Annotated in this window: 12 protein-coding genes; 9 read left to right on the plus strand and 3 right to left on the minus strand. The window is 71.5% G+C overall.

The window, feature by feature from the left end:
- Positions 1 to 10 precede the first annotated feature (10 nt).
- From JJI54_RS23825 to JJI54_RS23860, 8 genes are read left to right on the plus strand one after another with little or no spacing between them, the layout of a single operon-like run.
- The gene (locus JJI54_RS23825; protein ID WP_203075846.1) at positions 11 to 982 is read left to right on the plus strand and encodes a lytic murein transglycosylase; all 972 of its coding nucleotides are present in this window, start codon (positions 11 to 13) and stop codon (positions 980 to 982) included.
- 28 nt (positions 983 to 1,010) lie between these two features.
- Complete coding sequence (locus tag JJI54_RS23830) at positions 1,011 to 1,916, plus strand: septal ring lytic transglycosylase RlpA family protein (protein WP_203075848.1); 906 nt, start codon at positions 1,011 to 1,013, stop codon at positions 1,914 to 1,916.
- A 51-nt stretch (positions 1,917 to 1,967) separates the two neighbouring features.
- Positions 1,968 to 3,182, plus strand: coding sequence for a D-alanyl-D-alanine carboxypeptidase family protein (locus tag JJI54_RS23835; RefSeq protein ID WP_203075850.1), 1,215 nt, complete (start codon positions 1,968 to 1,970; stop codon positions 3,180 to 3,182).
- Between the two features lie 40 nt (positions 3,183 to 3,222).
- On the plus strand, positions 3,223 to 3,849 hold the full coding sequence (tmk, locus tag JJI54_RS23840) for a dTMP kinase (protein ID WP_203075852.1): 627 nt from the start codon (positions 3,223 to 3,225) through the stop codon (positions 3,847 to 3,849).
- Positions 3,846 to 4,913: a DNA polymerase III subunit delta' gene (locus tag JJI54_RS23845; protein ID WP_203075853.1), complete on the plus strand. Its 1,068-nt coding sequence runs from the start codon at positions 3,846 to 3,848 to the stop codon at positions 4,911 to 4,913. Before tmk ends, JJI54_RS23845 begins: the two co-directional genes overlap by 4 nt.
- 23 nt (positions 4,914 to 4,936) lie before the next feature.
- Positions 4,937 to 6,466 (plus strand): methionine--tRNA ligase, encoded by a 1,530-nt coding sequence (gene metG, locus JJI54_RS23850; protein ID WP_203075854.1) that lies wholly within the window; start codon positions 4,937 to 4,939, stop codon positions 6,464 to 6,466.
- 1 nt (position 6,467) lies between these two features.
- On the plus strand, positions 6,468 to 7,247 hold the full coding sequence (locus tag JJI54_RS23855; protein WP_203075855.1) for a TatD family hydrolase: 780 nt from the start codon (positions 6,468 to 6,470) through the stop codon (positions 7,245 to 7,247).
- Positions 7,247 to 8,047 (plus strand): MBL fold metallo-hydrolase, encoded by an 801-nt coding sequence (locus tag JJI54_RS23860; RefSeq protein ID WP_318987568.1) that lies wholly within the window; start codon positions 7,247 to 7,249, stop codon positions 8,045 to 8,047. The genes JJI54_RS23855 and JJI54_RS23860 overlap by 1 nt, the downstream gene beginning before the upstream one ends.
- A gap of 204 nt (positions 8,048 to 8,251) precedes the next feature.
- Here the strand turns inward: JJI54_RS23860 and JJI54_RS23865 are convergent, their stop codons facing one another.
- Positions 8,252 to 9,268 (minus strand): TAXI family TRAP transporter solute-binding subunit, encoded by a 1,017-nt coding sequence (locus JJI54_RS23865; protein WP_203075857.1) that lies wholly within the window; start codon positions 9,266 to 9,268, stop codon positions 8,252 to 8,254.
- A 169-nt stretch (positions 9,269 to 9,437) separates the two neighbouring features.
- Here JJI54_RS23865 and mazG point away from each other — a divergent pair, with 169 nt between their 5' ends.
- Entirely contained in the window at positions 9,438 to 10,238 is an 801-nt protein-coding gene (gene mazG / locus JJI54_RS23870; protein ID WP_203075859.1) for a nucleoside triphosphate pyrophosphohydrolase, read from the plus strand.
- 129 nt (positions 10,239 to 10,367) lie between these two features.
- On the opposite strand, the gene JJI54_RS23875 is transcribed toward mazG, so the two are convergent.
- Together JJI54_RS23875 and JJI54_RS23880 are read right to left on the minus strand one after the other, a co-directional pair.
- Entirely contained in the window at positions 10,368 to 11,297 is a 930-nt protein-coding gene (locus JJI54_RS23875; RefSeq protein ID WP_203075861.1) for a hypothetical protein, read from the minus strand.
- Between the two features lie 207 nt (positions 11,298 to 11,504).
- A complete protein-coding gene (locus tag JJI54_RS23880; RefSeq protein WP_203075863.1) occupies positions 11,505 to 14,681 on the minus strand; it encodes a calcium-binding protein in 3,177 nt (1,058 codons plus the stop codon).
- Positions 14,682 to 14,874 lie beyond the last annotated feature (193 nt).

Here is a 14,874-nt window from a genome sequence, read left to right on the forward strand (position 1 = left end):
GCAGCGCCGCATGGTCCCGACACGGCGAGTCATCCTTTCCGCGGCCTCGGCCGCCATCCTGGCCCCGGCCTCCGCAAGCGCGGCCACCCAGAGCTTCGACGCCTTCCTGGAAGGGGTGCGCAGCGAGGCGCGGCGGCAGGGCGTTTCCGCCGCCACCCTCTCCCGCGCCCTGACCGGCATCCGCGCCAATGACCGGGTGCTGGAGCTGGACCGGCGCCAGCCGGAATTCACCCAGACCTGGGAACAGTACCGCGATGCGCGCCTGTCCCAGACGCGGATCGATGCCGGCCGCCGCGCCTTCGCGGACAACCGCGCCACGCTGGAAGCGGTGCAGGGGCGGTTCAAGGTCTCGCCCCGCGTGGTCGTCGCGATCTGGGGGCTGGAGACGAACTACGGCGGCTTCACCGGCAATTTCAACGTGGTGGAAAGCCTGGCGACCCTGGCCTGGGACGGGCGGCGCTCCGCCTATTTCCGCAACGAATTGCTGGCCGCCCTCAAGATCCTCGATGCCGGCCATGTCACGCCGGACCGGATGAAGGGCAGCTGGGCCGGCGCCATGGGCCACCCGCAATTCATGCCGAGCAACTTCGATCGCCTCGCCGTGGACATGGATGGCGATGGGCGGCGGGACATCTGGGACAACCGCGCCGATGCCCTCGGCTCCATCGCCAACTACCTGGCGCGGTCGGGCTGGCGGGAGGAGGAGCTATGGGGCAGGGAGGTCGTGCTGCCCGCCGGCTTCAACCCCGAGGAGGCGCGGCGGGAGAACACCAAGCCCCTGCGCGAATGGGTCCGCATGGGCGTCCGGCGGCCGGATGGCTCGGCACTGCCGGCGCTGGACATGGAAGCGGCGATCATCACGCCGGGCGGCGCGGGCGGGCAGGCCTTCGCGGTCTACCACAACTTCAACGTCATCCGGCGCTACAACCCCTCCAACTTCTACGCCCTGGCCGTGGGCATGCTGTCGGACCGCGTGGCCTGATGAAGGCCCGGATGAAGGGATCGTAGCCATGCGCTGGCTGATCCTGGCTTCCGCGCTGGCGATCGCCGGCTGCGCGCCCACGCCCCCGCGCCCCACGGCGCAGCCCCGCTATGTGGTGGGGGAGCCCTACCAGATGGGCGGCGTCTGGTCCTACCCGCGGGAGGATTTCGCGCTGGTCCAGACCGGCTTGGCGGCGGTGATCGCGGATCAGCGGGCGGGCCGCCGGACGGCGAATGGCGAGATCCATGACCCCACGGCGATGGTCGCCGCGCATCGCACCCTGCAGATGCCGGCGGTGGTCACCGTCACCAACCTGGAGAACGGCCTGCAGACCCAGGTCCGGGTCAATGACCGTGGCCCGGCCAATCCCAGCCGGGTGATCGACCTGTCGCGCCGCGCCGCCGAATTGCTGGGCATCCGCCACGGCGGCACGGCGCAGGTGCGCGTCGAGGTGGTGGCCGAGCAGAGCCGCGGCCTTTCCGCCGCGCTGCCCAACACGGAAGCGCCGGCGCTGCAGATCGCCGCCGCGCCCGTCGCCTCGGTGGGCCGGGAGGACCTGGCCCCGCCGCCCGGCGCCACCCAGGCCGCGCGGGTGCGGGAAGCGCGGCGCCTGCCCGGGGATGGCCGCGCCGGCGTCGCGGAACAGGCGGTGGTGAGCACCGCGCCGGACCGGCTGCCGGAACGCGTCGCCCGCGTCGCGGCCATGCCGGGCCGGCTGTATGTGGAAGGCGCCACCTTCTCCCGCCGCGACATGGCGGACCGCCAGGCGGCGCGGCTCGCGGGGCTGCGGCCGGTGGTGGAGGCGCAGGGCCCGCGCGGGCGGCAGACATTCCGCGTGCGTCTCGGCCCCTTCAACTCCGTGCCCGAGGCCGACAGGGCGCTTGAGGGAAGCCTCCGCGCGGGGGTATCGGAGGCCCGCATCCTCGTGGACTGAGGTCCCGAGTCTTCATCAGGCCCGAGTCTGAAGCAGGAAAGACGCGCCGCCATGCGCCGCCGAGACATCATGGGGGCCGCCGCCGGCCTCGCCACCGGGCTCCACGCGCTGGACGCGGCCGCGCAGCAGCGCCCCGCGCAGCAGCCCGCCCGCCCGCCGCGGCAGCCCGCGCCGCCGCCCTCCACCCCCGCCAGCACGCCGCTCGGCCCGGTGGACACGGTGGCGCGCCACGCCCTGATCATCGATTTCGATACCGGCGCGGTGCTGCTGGAAAAGGCGGCGGATGACCGCATGCCGCCCTCCTCCATGTCCAAGCTGATGACGATGTATGTCGTCTTCGACCTGCTGAAGCAGGGGCGGCTGCGGCTCGACCAGCAGCTGCCGGTCAGCGAAAGGGCCTGGCGGATGGGCGGGTCCAAGATGTTCGTGCAGATCGGCACGACCGTCAGCGTGGAGAACCTGGCCCGCGGCGTCATCGTGCAGTCCGGCAACGATGCCTGCATCGTGCTGGCGGAAGGCATCAGCGGGTCGGAGACCCAGTTCGCGGAGCTGATGAACGAGACGGGGCGGCGGATCGGCCTGCGGTCCAGCACCTTCCGCAACGCCACCGGCTGGCCCGACCCGGAACACCGGATGACGAGCCGCGACCTGGCCACGCTGGCGCGGCGCATCATCACCGACTTCCCGGAATACTACCGCTTCTACAACGAACGCAGCTTCCGCTGGAACGAGATCACGCAGGAGAACCGCAACCCCGCGCTCGGCCGCGTCGCCGGCGCGGATGGCCTGAAGACCGGGCATACGGAGGAAGCGGGCTACGGCCTCACCGCCTCCGCCATGCGCGGCAACCGGCGGCTGATCCTGGTGGTGAACGGGCTGAACTCCATGCGCCAGCGGGCGGAGGAGAGCGAGCGCCTGTTCGAATGGGCCTTCCGGGAGTTCGAGAACGTCGTGGTGTTCCGCGCCGCCGACACGGTGGAGGAAGTGCCCGTCTATCTCGGCGAACGCCCGACCGTGCCGCTGGTGGCGGGCCGCGACCTGGTCCTGACCCTGCCGCGGCAGTGGCGCCGCAACCTCCAGGTCCGCGTGCGCTTCGACGCACCGGTGCCCGCCCCCGTCACCAAGGGCCAGGGGATCGGCACACTGCTGATCAGCGGGCAGGGGGTGCCGGAGATGACGGTGCCGCTGATCGCGGGGGCGGATGTGGACCGGCTCGGCCTCTTCCCGCGCATTCCCGCGGTGATCGGGCGCTGGTTCGGCAGCTGAGGGCTTGAGCCGGGGGCCGTAAGGCGCGACACCGCGCGGCATGAGCACGCGCGGCCGATTCATCACCTTCGAGGGCGGCGAGGGCGGGGGCAAGTCCACCCAGGCCCGCCGCCTGGCCGCCCATCTCTGCGCCTGCGGCCTGCCCGTGCTGGTGACGCGGGAGCCCGGCGGCGCGCCGGGGGCGGAGGCAATCCGCCAGGTGCTGCTGGGCGGGCAGGGGTTGGATCCCGTGGCGGAGGCCATGCTGCTCTTCGCCGGGCGCCGCGAACACGCGGTGCAGACGATCCGGCCGGCGCTGGAGGCCGGCATCTGGGTGGTCTGCGACCGCTTCGCGGACAGCACGCTGGCCTACCAGGTGCACGGCCTCGGCATGCCCCGCGCCACCTTCGACACGCTGGCGGCCCTGGCGCTGGAGGGGCTGCGCCCGGACCTGACGCTGATCCTCGACGTGCCGGAAGCCATCGGCATGCAACGCGCCATGGCGCGCGGCGTGGCGGCGGACCGGTATGAACGGCTGGACGCCGCCTTCCATGCGCGGGTGCGCGACGGCTTCCTGGCCCTGGCGCGCGCCGAGCCCGATCGCTGCGCGGTGGTGGATGCTACGGCGCCGGTGGAGGCCGTGACGGCCGCCATCGCGGCGGTGGTCGCGGAACGCCTCCGCCCATGAGTCGCGCACCGCGCGCCGCCAAGGCAGTGGAGGTGGAGGAGGACCCGGACCTTCCCGTCCGCTCCAACCCCGATCTGCTGGGCCATGACCACGCGGCCGCGACGCTGGAGAAGGCGGCCCGTTCCGGCCGCCTGCCCCATGCCTGGATGGCCGCCGGCCCGCCCGGCATCGGCAAGGCGACCCTCGGCTACCGCTTCGCGCGCTGGCTGATGGCGGGCATGGCGGAGCGGGAGCCCGCATCGGGCACCGCCGCGCTGCACCTGCCGGAGGAGCATCCGACCTTCCGCCGCATCGCCGCCGGCGCCCATGCGGACCTGCGCGCGCTGCGCCCCAACACCGGCGATGGCGGCGTGAAGAAGGTGATCCGCGTGGACGACGCGCGCGCCGCCATCCGCTTCATGGCCATGACGCCGGCCGAGGGCGGCTGGCGCTTCGTGCTGGTGGATGGCGCCGAGCTGCTGCAGCCCCAGGCCGCGAACGCCCTGCTCAAGACGCTCGAGGAACCGCCGCCGCGTTCCGTGCTGATGCTGACCACGGCCGCGCCGGACCGGCTGCTGCCGACCATCCTGAGCCGGGTGCGGCGCCTCGACCTCTCGCCGCTGCCCGATGCGGCGATGGAGACGCTGCTGAGGCGCCTCCAGCCCGACCTCAACCCGACCGAGCGCGACGCGCTGGCGCGGATCGCCCAGGGCTCGCCCGGCCGCGCGATGATGCTGGCGGAAGGCGAGGGGCTCGCGATCCAGTCCATGGTGGAGGATGTGCTGAGCGGCTTGGCGGCCGGCGACCGGCGCCGCTGGCATGCGCTGGCCGATGGCATCGCGGCGAAGCGGGACGGCAGCAGCTTCGCCACCTTCATGGCCCTGCTGCGCCAGGCGATCTCCGCCGCCGTGCGGCAGGCCGCGCGCGGCCAGGCACCGCCCGGCTGGCTCGCCTTGCGTCCGCTTGCCGAGTGGTCGACCCTGTGGGATAGCCTCGGCCGGCTCGCAGCCGAGACGGATGGCTTGAGCCTCGACCGCAAGCAGGCGGTGCTGACGGCGCTGGGCTGGCTGTCCCCGAAGCGCTGAGGCCGATACCCGGAAGAAATACCGTGACATCAACCAGCTACATCACGACGCCGATCTACTACGTCAACGACAAGCCGCATATCGGTCACGCCTATTCCACGCTCGCCGCCGATGTCCTGGCGCGGTGGCGGCGGCTGGAGGGGAAGGAGGTCTTCTTCCTGACCGGCACCGATGAGCATGGCCAGAAGGTCCAGAAGGCAGCCGCCGATGCGGGGATGGACCCGCAGGCCTTCACCGACCAGGTCAGCGGCACCTTCCGCGCCCTGTCGCAGGACATGGGCTATTCCATCACCGACTTCATCCGCACCACGGAACCCCGCCACAAGCGCGCCTGCCAGGTGCTGTGGGAGAAGCTGGCCGCGAACGGGGAGATCTACCTCGGCCATTACGAGGGCTGGTACGCCGTGCGCGACGAGGCCTTCTACGGCCCGGATGAGCTGACGGAGCGGGACGGGGTGAAATACGCGCCCTCCGGCGCGCCGGTGGAGTGGGTGAGGGAGCCCAGCTACTTCTTCCGCCTCTCGGCGTGGCAGGACCGGCTGCTCGCCTATTACGAGGCGAACCCCGACTTCATCCTGCCCGCCAGCCGCCGCAACGAAGTCATTGCCTTCGTGAAGTCCGGGCTCGGCGACCTGTCGATCTCCCGCACCTCCTTCACCTGGGGCGTGAAGGTGCCGGGGGACGAGGCGCATGTGATGTATGTCTGGCTCGATGCCCTGACGAACTACATCACCGCCGCCGGCTATCCCGATGATCCTGAGGCTTTCGCCAAGTGGTGGCCGGCGGAGCTGCACATCGTCGGCAAGGACATCCTGCGCTTCCACGCCATCTACTGGCCGGCCTTCCTGATGGCGGCGGGCCTGCCGGTGCCGAAGCGCGTCTTCGCGCATGGCTGGTGGACGGTCGAGGGGCAGAAGATCAGCAAGAGCCTCGGCAACGCCATCGACCCGCGCGGGCTGGTGGAGGAATTCGGCCTGGACCCCGTGCGCTACTTCCTGCTGCGCGAAGTGCCCTTCGGGCAGGACGGCGATTTCTCGCGCGCTGCGTTGGTGAACCGGCTGAATGGCGAACTCGCCAATGCGCTCGGCAACCTGGCCAATCGCACGCTATCGCTGATCCAGCGGAACTGCGGCGGCATTCTGCCCGCTATAGCGGTAACGACTGCAGCCGATTCCGCCATTGTTGAGTTCGCCGCCAGCCTGCCTACCGAGGTCGGCGACCACATCAACGTTCAGGCATTTCACTTGGCTTTGGAAGCTGTATTCCAAGCCGTCAGAGACGCGAACGCCTACATCACAGTTCAGGCGCCTTGGGCACTTAAAAAGACAGACCCTGAACGTATGGCTGTTGTCCTCCGTGTGCTGCACGATGCCCTGCGCGTTTATGCCACCGTGCTGCAGCCCTTCATGCCCGACACCATGGCGAAGCTTCTCGCGCAGCTCGGCGTGCCGGAGGAGGCGAGGGGGCTCGACCACCTCGCCACCCCCCTGCCCGCCGGCCTACCCCTGCCGGTGCCGGAGCCGCTGTTCAAGAAGGTCGAGGCGGCCGCCTGAGATGTACCTGATCGACAGCCACTGCCACCTCGACCACTTCCAGGGCGAGGAACAGGATGCCGCCGTGGCCCGCGCCCACGCGGCCGGGATCGCGGAGATGGTGACCATCGGCACCCGCCTCGGCGCGCAGGCACAGGCGGTGCGGGACATCGCCACGCGCCACGCCCATGTCTGGGGCACGGTCGGCATCCACCCGCATAATGCCGGGGAGCGTGCGGTCCCGACCGTCGAGGAATTGCTGCGCGAAGCCGACCACCCCCGCATCATCGGCCTCGGCGAGTCCGGGCTCGACTATTTCTACGACAAGTCACCGCGGCCCGTGCAGCAGCAGGGCTTCCGCGCGCATATCGCCGCCGCCCGCGCCTCCGGCCTGCCGCTGGTGGTGCATGCGCGGGACGCCGATGCCGATATCGCGGCGATCCTGACGGAGGAGCATGGGGCAGGGGCCTTCCCCTTCCTGCTGCACTGCTTCTCCTCCGGCGCGGATCTCATGCGCACGGCGCTCGGCCTCGGCGGCTACATCTCCTTCAGCGGGATGCTGACCTTCCCGAAATCGGACGCGATCCGGGAGATGGCGGCGGAGGTGCCGGCCGACCGGCTGCTGGTGGAGACGGACAGCCCCTACCTCGCGCCCGTGCCCATGCGGGGCAAGCGCTGCGAGCCCGCCTATGTCGCCCATACCGCGGCCAGGCTGGCGGAGGTGCGGGGGCTGAGCCTGACGGCGCTGGCGGACCTCACCACGGCGAATTTCCGGCGTCTCTTCCCGCGGGCGGCGGCCTAGTGCTCCGCGTCACGCTGCTGGGCTGTGGCGGGTCCGGCGGCGTGCCGCTGCTGGGGGGAAAGGATGGGCGCGGCGATTGGGGGGTTTGCGACCCGGCCAACCCGCTGAACCGGCGCAGCCGCACCTCCGCGCTGGTGGAAGGCCCGGCGGGCCAGCGGCTGCTGATTGATGCCGGGCCGGACCTGCGGCACCAGCTTCTGGCCGCCGGCCAGGCGCGGCTGGATGCGGTGGCCTTCACCCATTCCCATGCCGACCATGTCCTCGGCATCGATGAACTCCGGATCGTCAACCGCATCACCGGCGCCGCGATCGACACCTTCGGCAGCTATTCCACGCTGTCCATGCTGAAGGTCCGCTTCGACTACGCCTTCCGCCCGCCCACGCCGCCCGGCTTCTACCGCCCGGCCCTGACCCCCAAGGCGATCGCGCCGGGGGAGGTGGTGACCATGGGCGGCCTGCCCGTGCGCGTCTTCCGCCAGGACCATCGCGTGATGGAAACGCTGGGCTTCCGCATCGGCAACTTCGCCTATTCCACCGACGTGGTCGCGCTGCCGGAGGAAAGCCTGGCGGCGCTGGAGGGGCTGGATACCTGGGTGGTCGGCTGCTTCCAGCGCAGGCCGCATCCCGTGCATGCCCATGTGGACCAGGTGATCGACTGGGCCCGCCGCCTGAAGCCGCGCCGCACCGTGCTGACGCATATGGGCACGGACATGGACCACGCGGCGCTCGCGGCGTCGCTGCCGCCGGGCATCGAGCCCGGGCATGACGGCCTGGTGCTCGAGATTCCCTTCGCCGCCTGAGTTCACGACCTGTTCGAGCGGTCCCGGCCGCTGCCTGGCCCGCGCCGCATTTCCCCACATCCACCGGCTTGTCCCCAGCCTCCTTTCTTTCCATAATATATCTTATGCGGCAATTGGATCGGTGGATAAGGGCTGTGGAAACCGCGCCTTCGGCCTCCCGCCTGGACCGTTCCGGCGCCGGTCCCCCGGCGCCGCGCCCTTCCCTCAATTCCCCATCCGCGACTGCACGGCGCGCTTGGCGGCATCCGCCGCATTCGCCATCTCCTCCGCCGCCTGGGCGCTGAGGCGCCGCGCGCCGGAGATCAGCCGCGCCACGCGATCCTCCTGCGGCAGCAGCCTGGCGGCCGGCACGGCGCGGACGCGCTCGATCAGTTCCCGCTGGTCATCGGCCGTGCCGCCCTTGCCGAAGCGGGCCACGGCCTCCGGCGTCCCGCCGAAGACGGCGACCGGCGTGCACGCCGTCGTCAGCTCCCGCGGCCGGGCGAAGATGCCACCGCCGCCCAGGGTGAAGGTCCGGACCTCATAGACCGCCTGCTCGGCCACCCGGCTGCGCAGGATCTCCCGGCTCACCACCGGGATGATGCGGAGGTTCTTTTCCGCCATCAGCCGGATGTTGGCGTTCTGCGGGTCCGCGAACTGGACGAAGAAGCCGACGGCGCCGTCATTGGCCGCGGCGACCGCGTTGATGACGGCGGTGGCATCGGCCAGGTGGCGGATGTTGGCGGGCGGCACCCGGCCCAGCCCCTCGGGATCGCCCTGCATCAGGAAGGCGAAGCTGGCGGCGGCGCCCGATCCCTGGGCCGGCAGGATGAAAGGAATCCGCCGGGCGAGCGCCAGGACCTCCCCATAATTGCTAAGGGATTCGTTGCGCGTGACCATCCACAGCCCCTCGCAGGCGATGTCCTGGCGGATGACCGCGAGGTTGGCGAATTCGGCCGGCCGCCGGCTCGCCTCCAGCGCGAAGACATCGAGCTGCGCGAACCCGATCATGGGCGGGGTCGCCAGGCTGCGCTCGATGTTCTCCACCGTGCCGCGGCTCGGCGTGCAGGCGTAGCCGGTGAAGTAGGCCTGCTGCAGGGCGGCGGCGACCGGGGGACAGAACAGGCTGTGGTAGGCGCCCTGCGGCCCGCCCGTGTTGATGGCGCGGAAACCCTGTGCGGGCGCCTCGCCCGGTGCCAGCAACGGGGTGGCCAGCAGGAAGGCGGCGAGCAGGCGGCGCATGGCGGTGTCCTCCGGGTTCGGTGCGGGGACGCTACGGGATCGGGCGGGGCGCTGGTATCGGCCTGAAACCGCCGGGAAACAGCACGAAACACGCGACATGGCGGCTTGCCCCCAGGGCGGCGCCGGGCGAGAGCAGGCGCGCCCCCTGCCCCGTTCGGAGCCTGACGCCATGGCCGACGCCGCCGCTTCCCTGGTCCGCCTGCTGGACATCATGGCCCGGCTGCGCGCGCCGGATGGCTGCCCCTGGGACCAGGCGCAGGATTTCGCGACGATCGCGCCCTACACGATCGAGGAAGCCTATGAGGTCGCGGACGCCATCGCCCGCGGCCCGGATTTTCCCCAGCTGATGGATGAGCTGGGCGACCTGCTGTTCCAGGTCGTCTACCACGCCCAGATGGCGTCCGAGGCCGGTCGCTTCGGCTTCGCGGAGGTCGCGACGGTGATCGCCGACAAGATGATCCGCCGCCACCCCCATGTCTTCGGGGAAGCCGCGGCCCGCGACGTGGCCGCCCAGAACAGCGCCTGGGAGGTCCAGAAGGAAGCGGAGCGCGCCGCGCGGGCGGAGATCGGGACCCTGGCCGGGGTGCCGGCGACCCTGCCCGCCCTGACCCGCGGCCTGAAGCTGGCGCGCCGCGCCGCCCGCGTCGGCTTCGACTGGCCCGATCCCGGCGCCGTGCTGGACAAGCTGGAGGAGGAAGCGGCGGAGCTGCGCGCCGAGCTTCCCGCCATGGACAAGGCTCGCCAGGCGGATGAGGTCGGCGACCTGTTCTTCGTGCTGGTGAACCTGGCGCGGAAGCTGGACCTCGACCCCGAGACCTGCCTGCGCGACGCCAATGCGAAGTTCGAGCGCCGCTTCAACGCGGTGGAAAAGGCCCTGGCGGCGGAGGGCAAGGCCCCGGCCGATGCGGGGCTGGAGGCGATGGAAGCCGCCTGGCAGGCCGTGAAGCGCCAGGAACGCGGCGAGGCCTGACCCCGATCCTGTAAACCGGATTTACAACCAGGCGCCGCCACGCCCCGTGATGTAGTAGCGCTACATCATGGCTGTTGTCGCGCTACACGGTGCCGGACCACTGGCACAGACGGTGAACAGACGCCGCCTTCAGGCCACGCCCCGGGCCCGGCCGCCCGGCATGGACCAGCGCAGCGTGGGCGCGGTGGCGCCAAGCGCGGCCAGCGCCACCGCTTCCGGCGCCTGGGTGGTGGAGAGGTAGATGCGCAGCAGGGCCTGCACCGGGCCCTCCGCCGCCAGCCGCGCGCCCATGGCCGCCCGCACCCCCGGCCGCCGGTCCTGGTCCAGCGCGGCGGCGGCATCCCGCAGCAGGGACAGGGCGGCCTCCGTCACCGCATCCGGCGCCTCGCCCCGCGCCCGCGCCGCCAGGCGGCCCGCCACCTCCACCGGGTCGAGATCGGCGGCGGTCGCCATCACGAGGGCGAATTCGGCGCTGGCCGAGGGCGACAGCATCGCAAGCCCGTCCTGCAGGCGCTGCCGCAGCGGATCCTCCGCCGGCCGCAGCCCGCGGTCGCGCTGCAACAGCCCCGCCGCCAGGGCCAGCCGCTTGCGGACCACCGGGCCACGGGCCGCGAGCAGCAGCACTGCCTGTTCGGACGGCGCCAGCGGCGCCGCGGCGCGGGCGAAATCGGCATCGAATTCCAGGCGCACCTGCAATTCGCGCTGCAGCGCCGCGTCCCAGGCCAGGGCCGCGGCCTCCGCCCTCACCTGCCGCAGCGCTTCCCGCAGCGCGGCCTCCGGCAGGGGCGGTACCTCCGCCGGCACGGTCTTCTCCGGCGCCTTCGCGGTGGTCTTCGCGGGGGTGGGGGTGCGGCTGGCCAGGCGGGCCGCCTTGATGGCCTTCAGCCGGTCCTGGAACAGCACCAGGTGCCACCACAGCCCGGCCATCGGCACCATGGAGGCCAGGGCGAGCTGGACGGGCAGCGGCCACATCTCCAGCGCATCGATGGCCAGGAACCAGGCCAGCGTCCCGAGGACGACACCGAGCCAGTAGGAGGCGATGCGAAGGGGCAGGGCCATAGCCGTATCCGATCCAGGCGTTTCGATACGGTCAAAGAGTATTAATTTTTGACACTCACGCAAGCGTTATCTTGTGGAAAACACGCTTATCCGCAGGACGGAGTGGCATACCGGGATGCGTATGATGCCCGCGCTCAACCATGGCGGAGAGGCAAACGCCACCTCCACCCGCATCGCGCGCAGGGCGCGATGCGGGCCGGCGAAGCCTCAGCCGAAGATGAAGTTGTCGGCCGCCAGCGTGGGCGCGTTGTGCAGTTCCGCCATCACCAGCGCGCCCGCTCCGTCGTCATAGGTGACGACGCCATTGACCGCGTCGTAGCTCACCGTGCTGGCATTGGCGCCGGCGAAGCTGAAGCGCAGCCGATCCACCGCCGCGTCGAAGTCCAGGATCGTCACCGCGACGTCGCCCGCCTCGTTGAAGCGGAACACGTCCGCCCCCTCCCCGCCCAGGACGGTGTCGTACCGCTCCAGCACCAGCGTGTCGGCCCCGGCCCCGCCATCCAGGCTGTCCTCGCCGCCCCAGCTGAAGAGCAGGTCGTCATCGTCGCCGCCCAGCAGCGTGTCGTCACCGGCGCTGGCGTAGAGGATGTCGTTGCCGGCGCCGCCATCCAGCAGGCCGCCATCCCCGTCGATCACGCCGGGCCCGCAGGTGCAGTTGAGGTCGAGCGTATCGGCCCCCGCCCCGCCCAGCATGGTGTCGCGGCCATCGCCGCCCCAGAGCTCGTCGTCACCCTCCCCGCCCTCGACGCTGTCGTCACCGTCGAGCGCCTCGACATAGTCGTCGTCCTCGCCACCCAGCAGGGTGTCGTTGCCGTCGCTGCCATAGAGTTCGTCATCGCCGGCGCCACCCTCGGCGCGGCCGCCATCCTCGTCGAAATCCTCGAAGGGGTTGAGGTCGAGCGTGTCGTGCCCCGCACCGCCGATCAGCGTATCGGTGCCGTCGCCGCCCCAGACCTCGTCATCTCCCTCCCCGCCCTCGAAGCGGTCATCGCCGTCCAGCGCCTCCGCATAATCGTCGCCATCCCCGCCCAGCAGCGTGTCGGCGCCGTCGCTGCCATAGAGGTCGTCATGGCCGGCGCCCCCATCGACATGGCCGCCATCCTCGTCGATGAGGTCCTCTGAGGCGTTGAGGTCCAGCGTGTCATGGCCCGCGCCGCCGATCAGCGTATCGGCGCCGAGGCCGCCCCAGACGTCGTCCGACCCGTCCCCGCCCTCGATGCTGTCCTCGCCATCGCCGCCCTGGATGGCGTCCCGGCCCTCTCCGCCCAGGATCGTATCCGCGCCGTCATCGCCGGAGAGGACGTCATTCCCCTCCCCGCCGTCCAGCCAATCCGCGCCGGCGCCGCCGAACAGCCGGTCCCGCGCCGCCCCGCCGGAGAGGCTGTCATCGTCCCGGCCGCCATCCAGCAGGTCCGTGCCCTCGCCCCCGGTCAGCGTGTCGTCGCCATCCTCGCCGAAGACGCGGTCATTGCCGTCATCGCCGAAGGCCATGTCGTTCCCGCCGCCGCCCAGCAGCAGGTCGTCGCCGGCATCGCCCGCCTCGCCCGCGATGAAGCCGGCGATCAGCAGCGGCAGGGCGGCGAAGACCAGGTCGCCGAGGGCAGCCAGGTCCAGGTCGCTGAGATCGATGGAGCCGAGGTCGATGCCCCCGAGGCCGAAATCCCCGAGATCGATATCCCCGAAGTCGAGGTCCAGGTCGCCCAGGTCGAGGTCGAGATCCGCGAGCAGATCCGCGAGGTCCGCGAGTTCGTAGCCGAGCGGCCCCAGCACCGTCTCCAGCAGCCCCAGCAGGTCGAGATCCGCGGCCAGGCCGCCGACCACCTGCTCCAGCATGTCGGTGACCAGCGTGGCCAGGCCGATGCTGTCATCGACCGTGATGTCCCCGGCCAGCACGTCGTCCCCGGCGCCGCCCCAGAGCGAGTCGTTGCCGCCGGCGCCGATCAGCCAGTCGGCCCCGGCCTCCCCCTGCACCCGGTCGTCGCCATCGCCGCCGGCCAGCGCATCCTCATCCGCGCCGCCGCGGATCGTGTCCTTCCCGCCGCCACCCAGCATCACGTCATCGCCGGTGCCGCCCAGCAGCAGGTCGTCGCCATCCGGCTCGGGCTCGTAGGAGAAGCTCGGCGTGAGGAGGGAGAGGGCCATGCCCAGCAGGTTGTCGATGCTGAAATCGCCGAGGACCAGGTCATCCCCGCCCCCGCCATTCAGCGTGTCCTCGCCCGCCTCCCCCACCATCAGGTCGTTGCCGGTGCCGCCGGCCACGCTGTCATCCCCGCTGCCCGCCAGCAGCGCGTCGTCGCCCGTCCCGCCCAGCAGCGTATCCGCGCCGCCCGCCGCCAGCACCAGGTCGCTGCCCGCGCCGCCATCCAGCAGGTCGTCGCCGGTGAAGGGGCCGTCCGGCAGCGGCAGGTCGGGCAGGATGCCGCCCACCAGGTCCCGCAGCGACTGGTCGATCAGGTTGCCGCCGAGGTCGCCGAGCAGCACGTCGCCCTCGGTTCCCCCGCGGATGGTGTCGTTGCCCGCCAGGCCGATCAGCAGGTCCGTCTGGCTCCCGCCCTCGATCACATCGCCGGCCGAGTCATGGTCCAGCGTGCCGCCGATGATGATGTCGGTGCCGGTGCCGCCGCGCAGCGTATCGCCCAGCCCGCCGCCGATGATGATGTCGTTGCCGGTACCGCCATCCACGAAGTCGGCACCCTCGACGGTGGAGGCACCCGCATCGCCGTCCGGCTCGAACCCGCCGGCCAGGGAGTAGAGCACGTTGCCCAGCACGCCGGTGAAGCCGCCGAACAGCAGGTCATCGCCCGCGCCGCCCCGCACGGTATCCCCACCCGCGCCGCCGCGCACCAGGTCGTTCCCGGTGCCGCCATCCAGCAGGTCATCCCCCGCCTGGCCGAGGAAGACGTCGTTCCCCTCGCCGCCCGCGATGGTATCGGCGCCGCCATCGCCCGTCATGGAATCGGCGCCCGACCCGCCCTCGATCAGGTCCGCGCCGAGGCCACCCGCGATGCTGTCCTGCCCGGCCGCGCCGCGCAGCGTATCCGCGGCGGCGCCGCCCTCCAGCGTGTCGTCGCCGCCATTGCCCAGGAAATCCACCGCGAAGGCGGCGCCGGTGGCCCGCGCCTCGTCCCCCGAGCGGCCGAAGGCGAAGGCCTCCACGTCCAGATAGACGTCACCGGCGGCATGGAACTGGGACCCGCCGCCGGTCAGGTCGAGGATCACGGGCGCCGATCCGAACAGCACCAGGTCGCGACCCGGCCCGCCATCCAGCCGGTCCGCCCCCGCCAGGCCCAGCAGCGTGTCGTCGCCGTTCAGCCCCAGCAGCGTATCCGCGCCCGCGCCGCCGGTCAGCGTGTCGCCGATGGCCGTGCCCGTCCTGACAACCATGACCCCAACGTCCCCGTCCCGTTACCGTGAAGTCAGCCGGGGAAGCGGGTGCAGGTCAAGGCGGATGACGCGCTAGGCTCCAAACCCAATCAGTTCTAGGCGCGGCGCGGCGGGCTGTGATTCAAGCTGCTGGGTAGCGGAGCTTGGGTCATGGCGGGAGAGTTCTGGCTGTCGGACCGGCAGTGGGCGGCGA

Origin of the sequence: Falsiroseomonas ponticola, assembly GCF_016805305.1 — a bacterium.
GTDB lineage: Bacteria > Pseudomonadota > Alphaproteobacteria > Acetobacterales > Acetobacteraceae > Falsiroseomonas > Falsiroseomonas ponticola.

Coding starts and splice junctions, on each gene's coding strand:
- JJI54_RS23875 (WP_203075861.1), bottom strand. CDS start 11,297: ATGGCCCTGCCCCTTCGCATCGCCTCCTACTGGCTCGGTGTCGTCCTC.
- JJI54_RS23865 (WP_203075857.1), bottom strand. CDS start 9,268: ATGCGCCGCCTGCTCGCCGCCTTCCTGCTGGCCACCCCGTTGCTGGCA.
- JJI54_RS23830 (WP_203075848.1), top strand. CDS start 1,011: ATGCGCTGGCTGATCCTGGCTTCCGCGCTGGCGATCGCCGGCTGCGCG.
- JJI54_RS23880 (WP_203075863.1), bottom strand. CDS start 14,681: ATGGTTGTCAGGACGGGCACGGCCATCGGCGACACGCTGACCGGCGGC.
- JJI54_RS23825 (WP_203075846.1), top strand. CDS start 11: ATGGTCCCGACACGGCGAGTCATCCTTTCCGCGGCCTCGGCCGCCATC.
- tmk (WP_203075852.1), top strand. CDS start 3,223: ATGAGCACGCGCGGCCGATTCATCACCTTCGAGGGCGGCGAGGGCGGG.
- mazG (WP_203075859.1), top strand. CDS start 9,438: ATGGCCGACGCCGCCGCTTCCCTGGTCCGCCTGCTGGACATCATGGCC.
- JJI54_RS23835 (WP_203075850.1), top strand. CDS start 1,968: ATGCGCCGCCGAGACATCATGGGGGCCGCCGCCGGCCTCGCCACCGGG.
- JJI54_RS23855 (WP_203075855.1), top strand. CDS start 6,468: ATGTACCTGATCGACAGCCACTGCCACCTCGACCACTTCCAGGGCGAG.
- JJI54_RS23845 (WP_203075853.1), top strand. CDS start 3,846: ATGAGTCGCGCACCGCGCGCCGCCAAGGCAGTGGAGGTGGAGGAGGAC.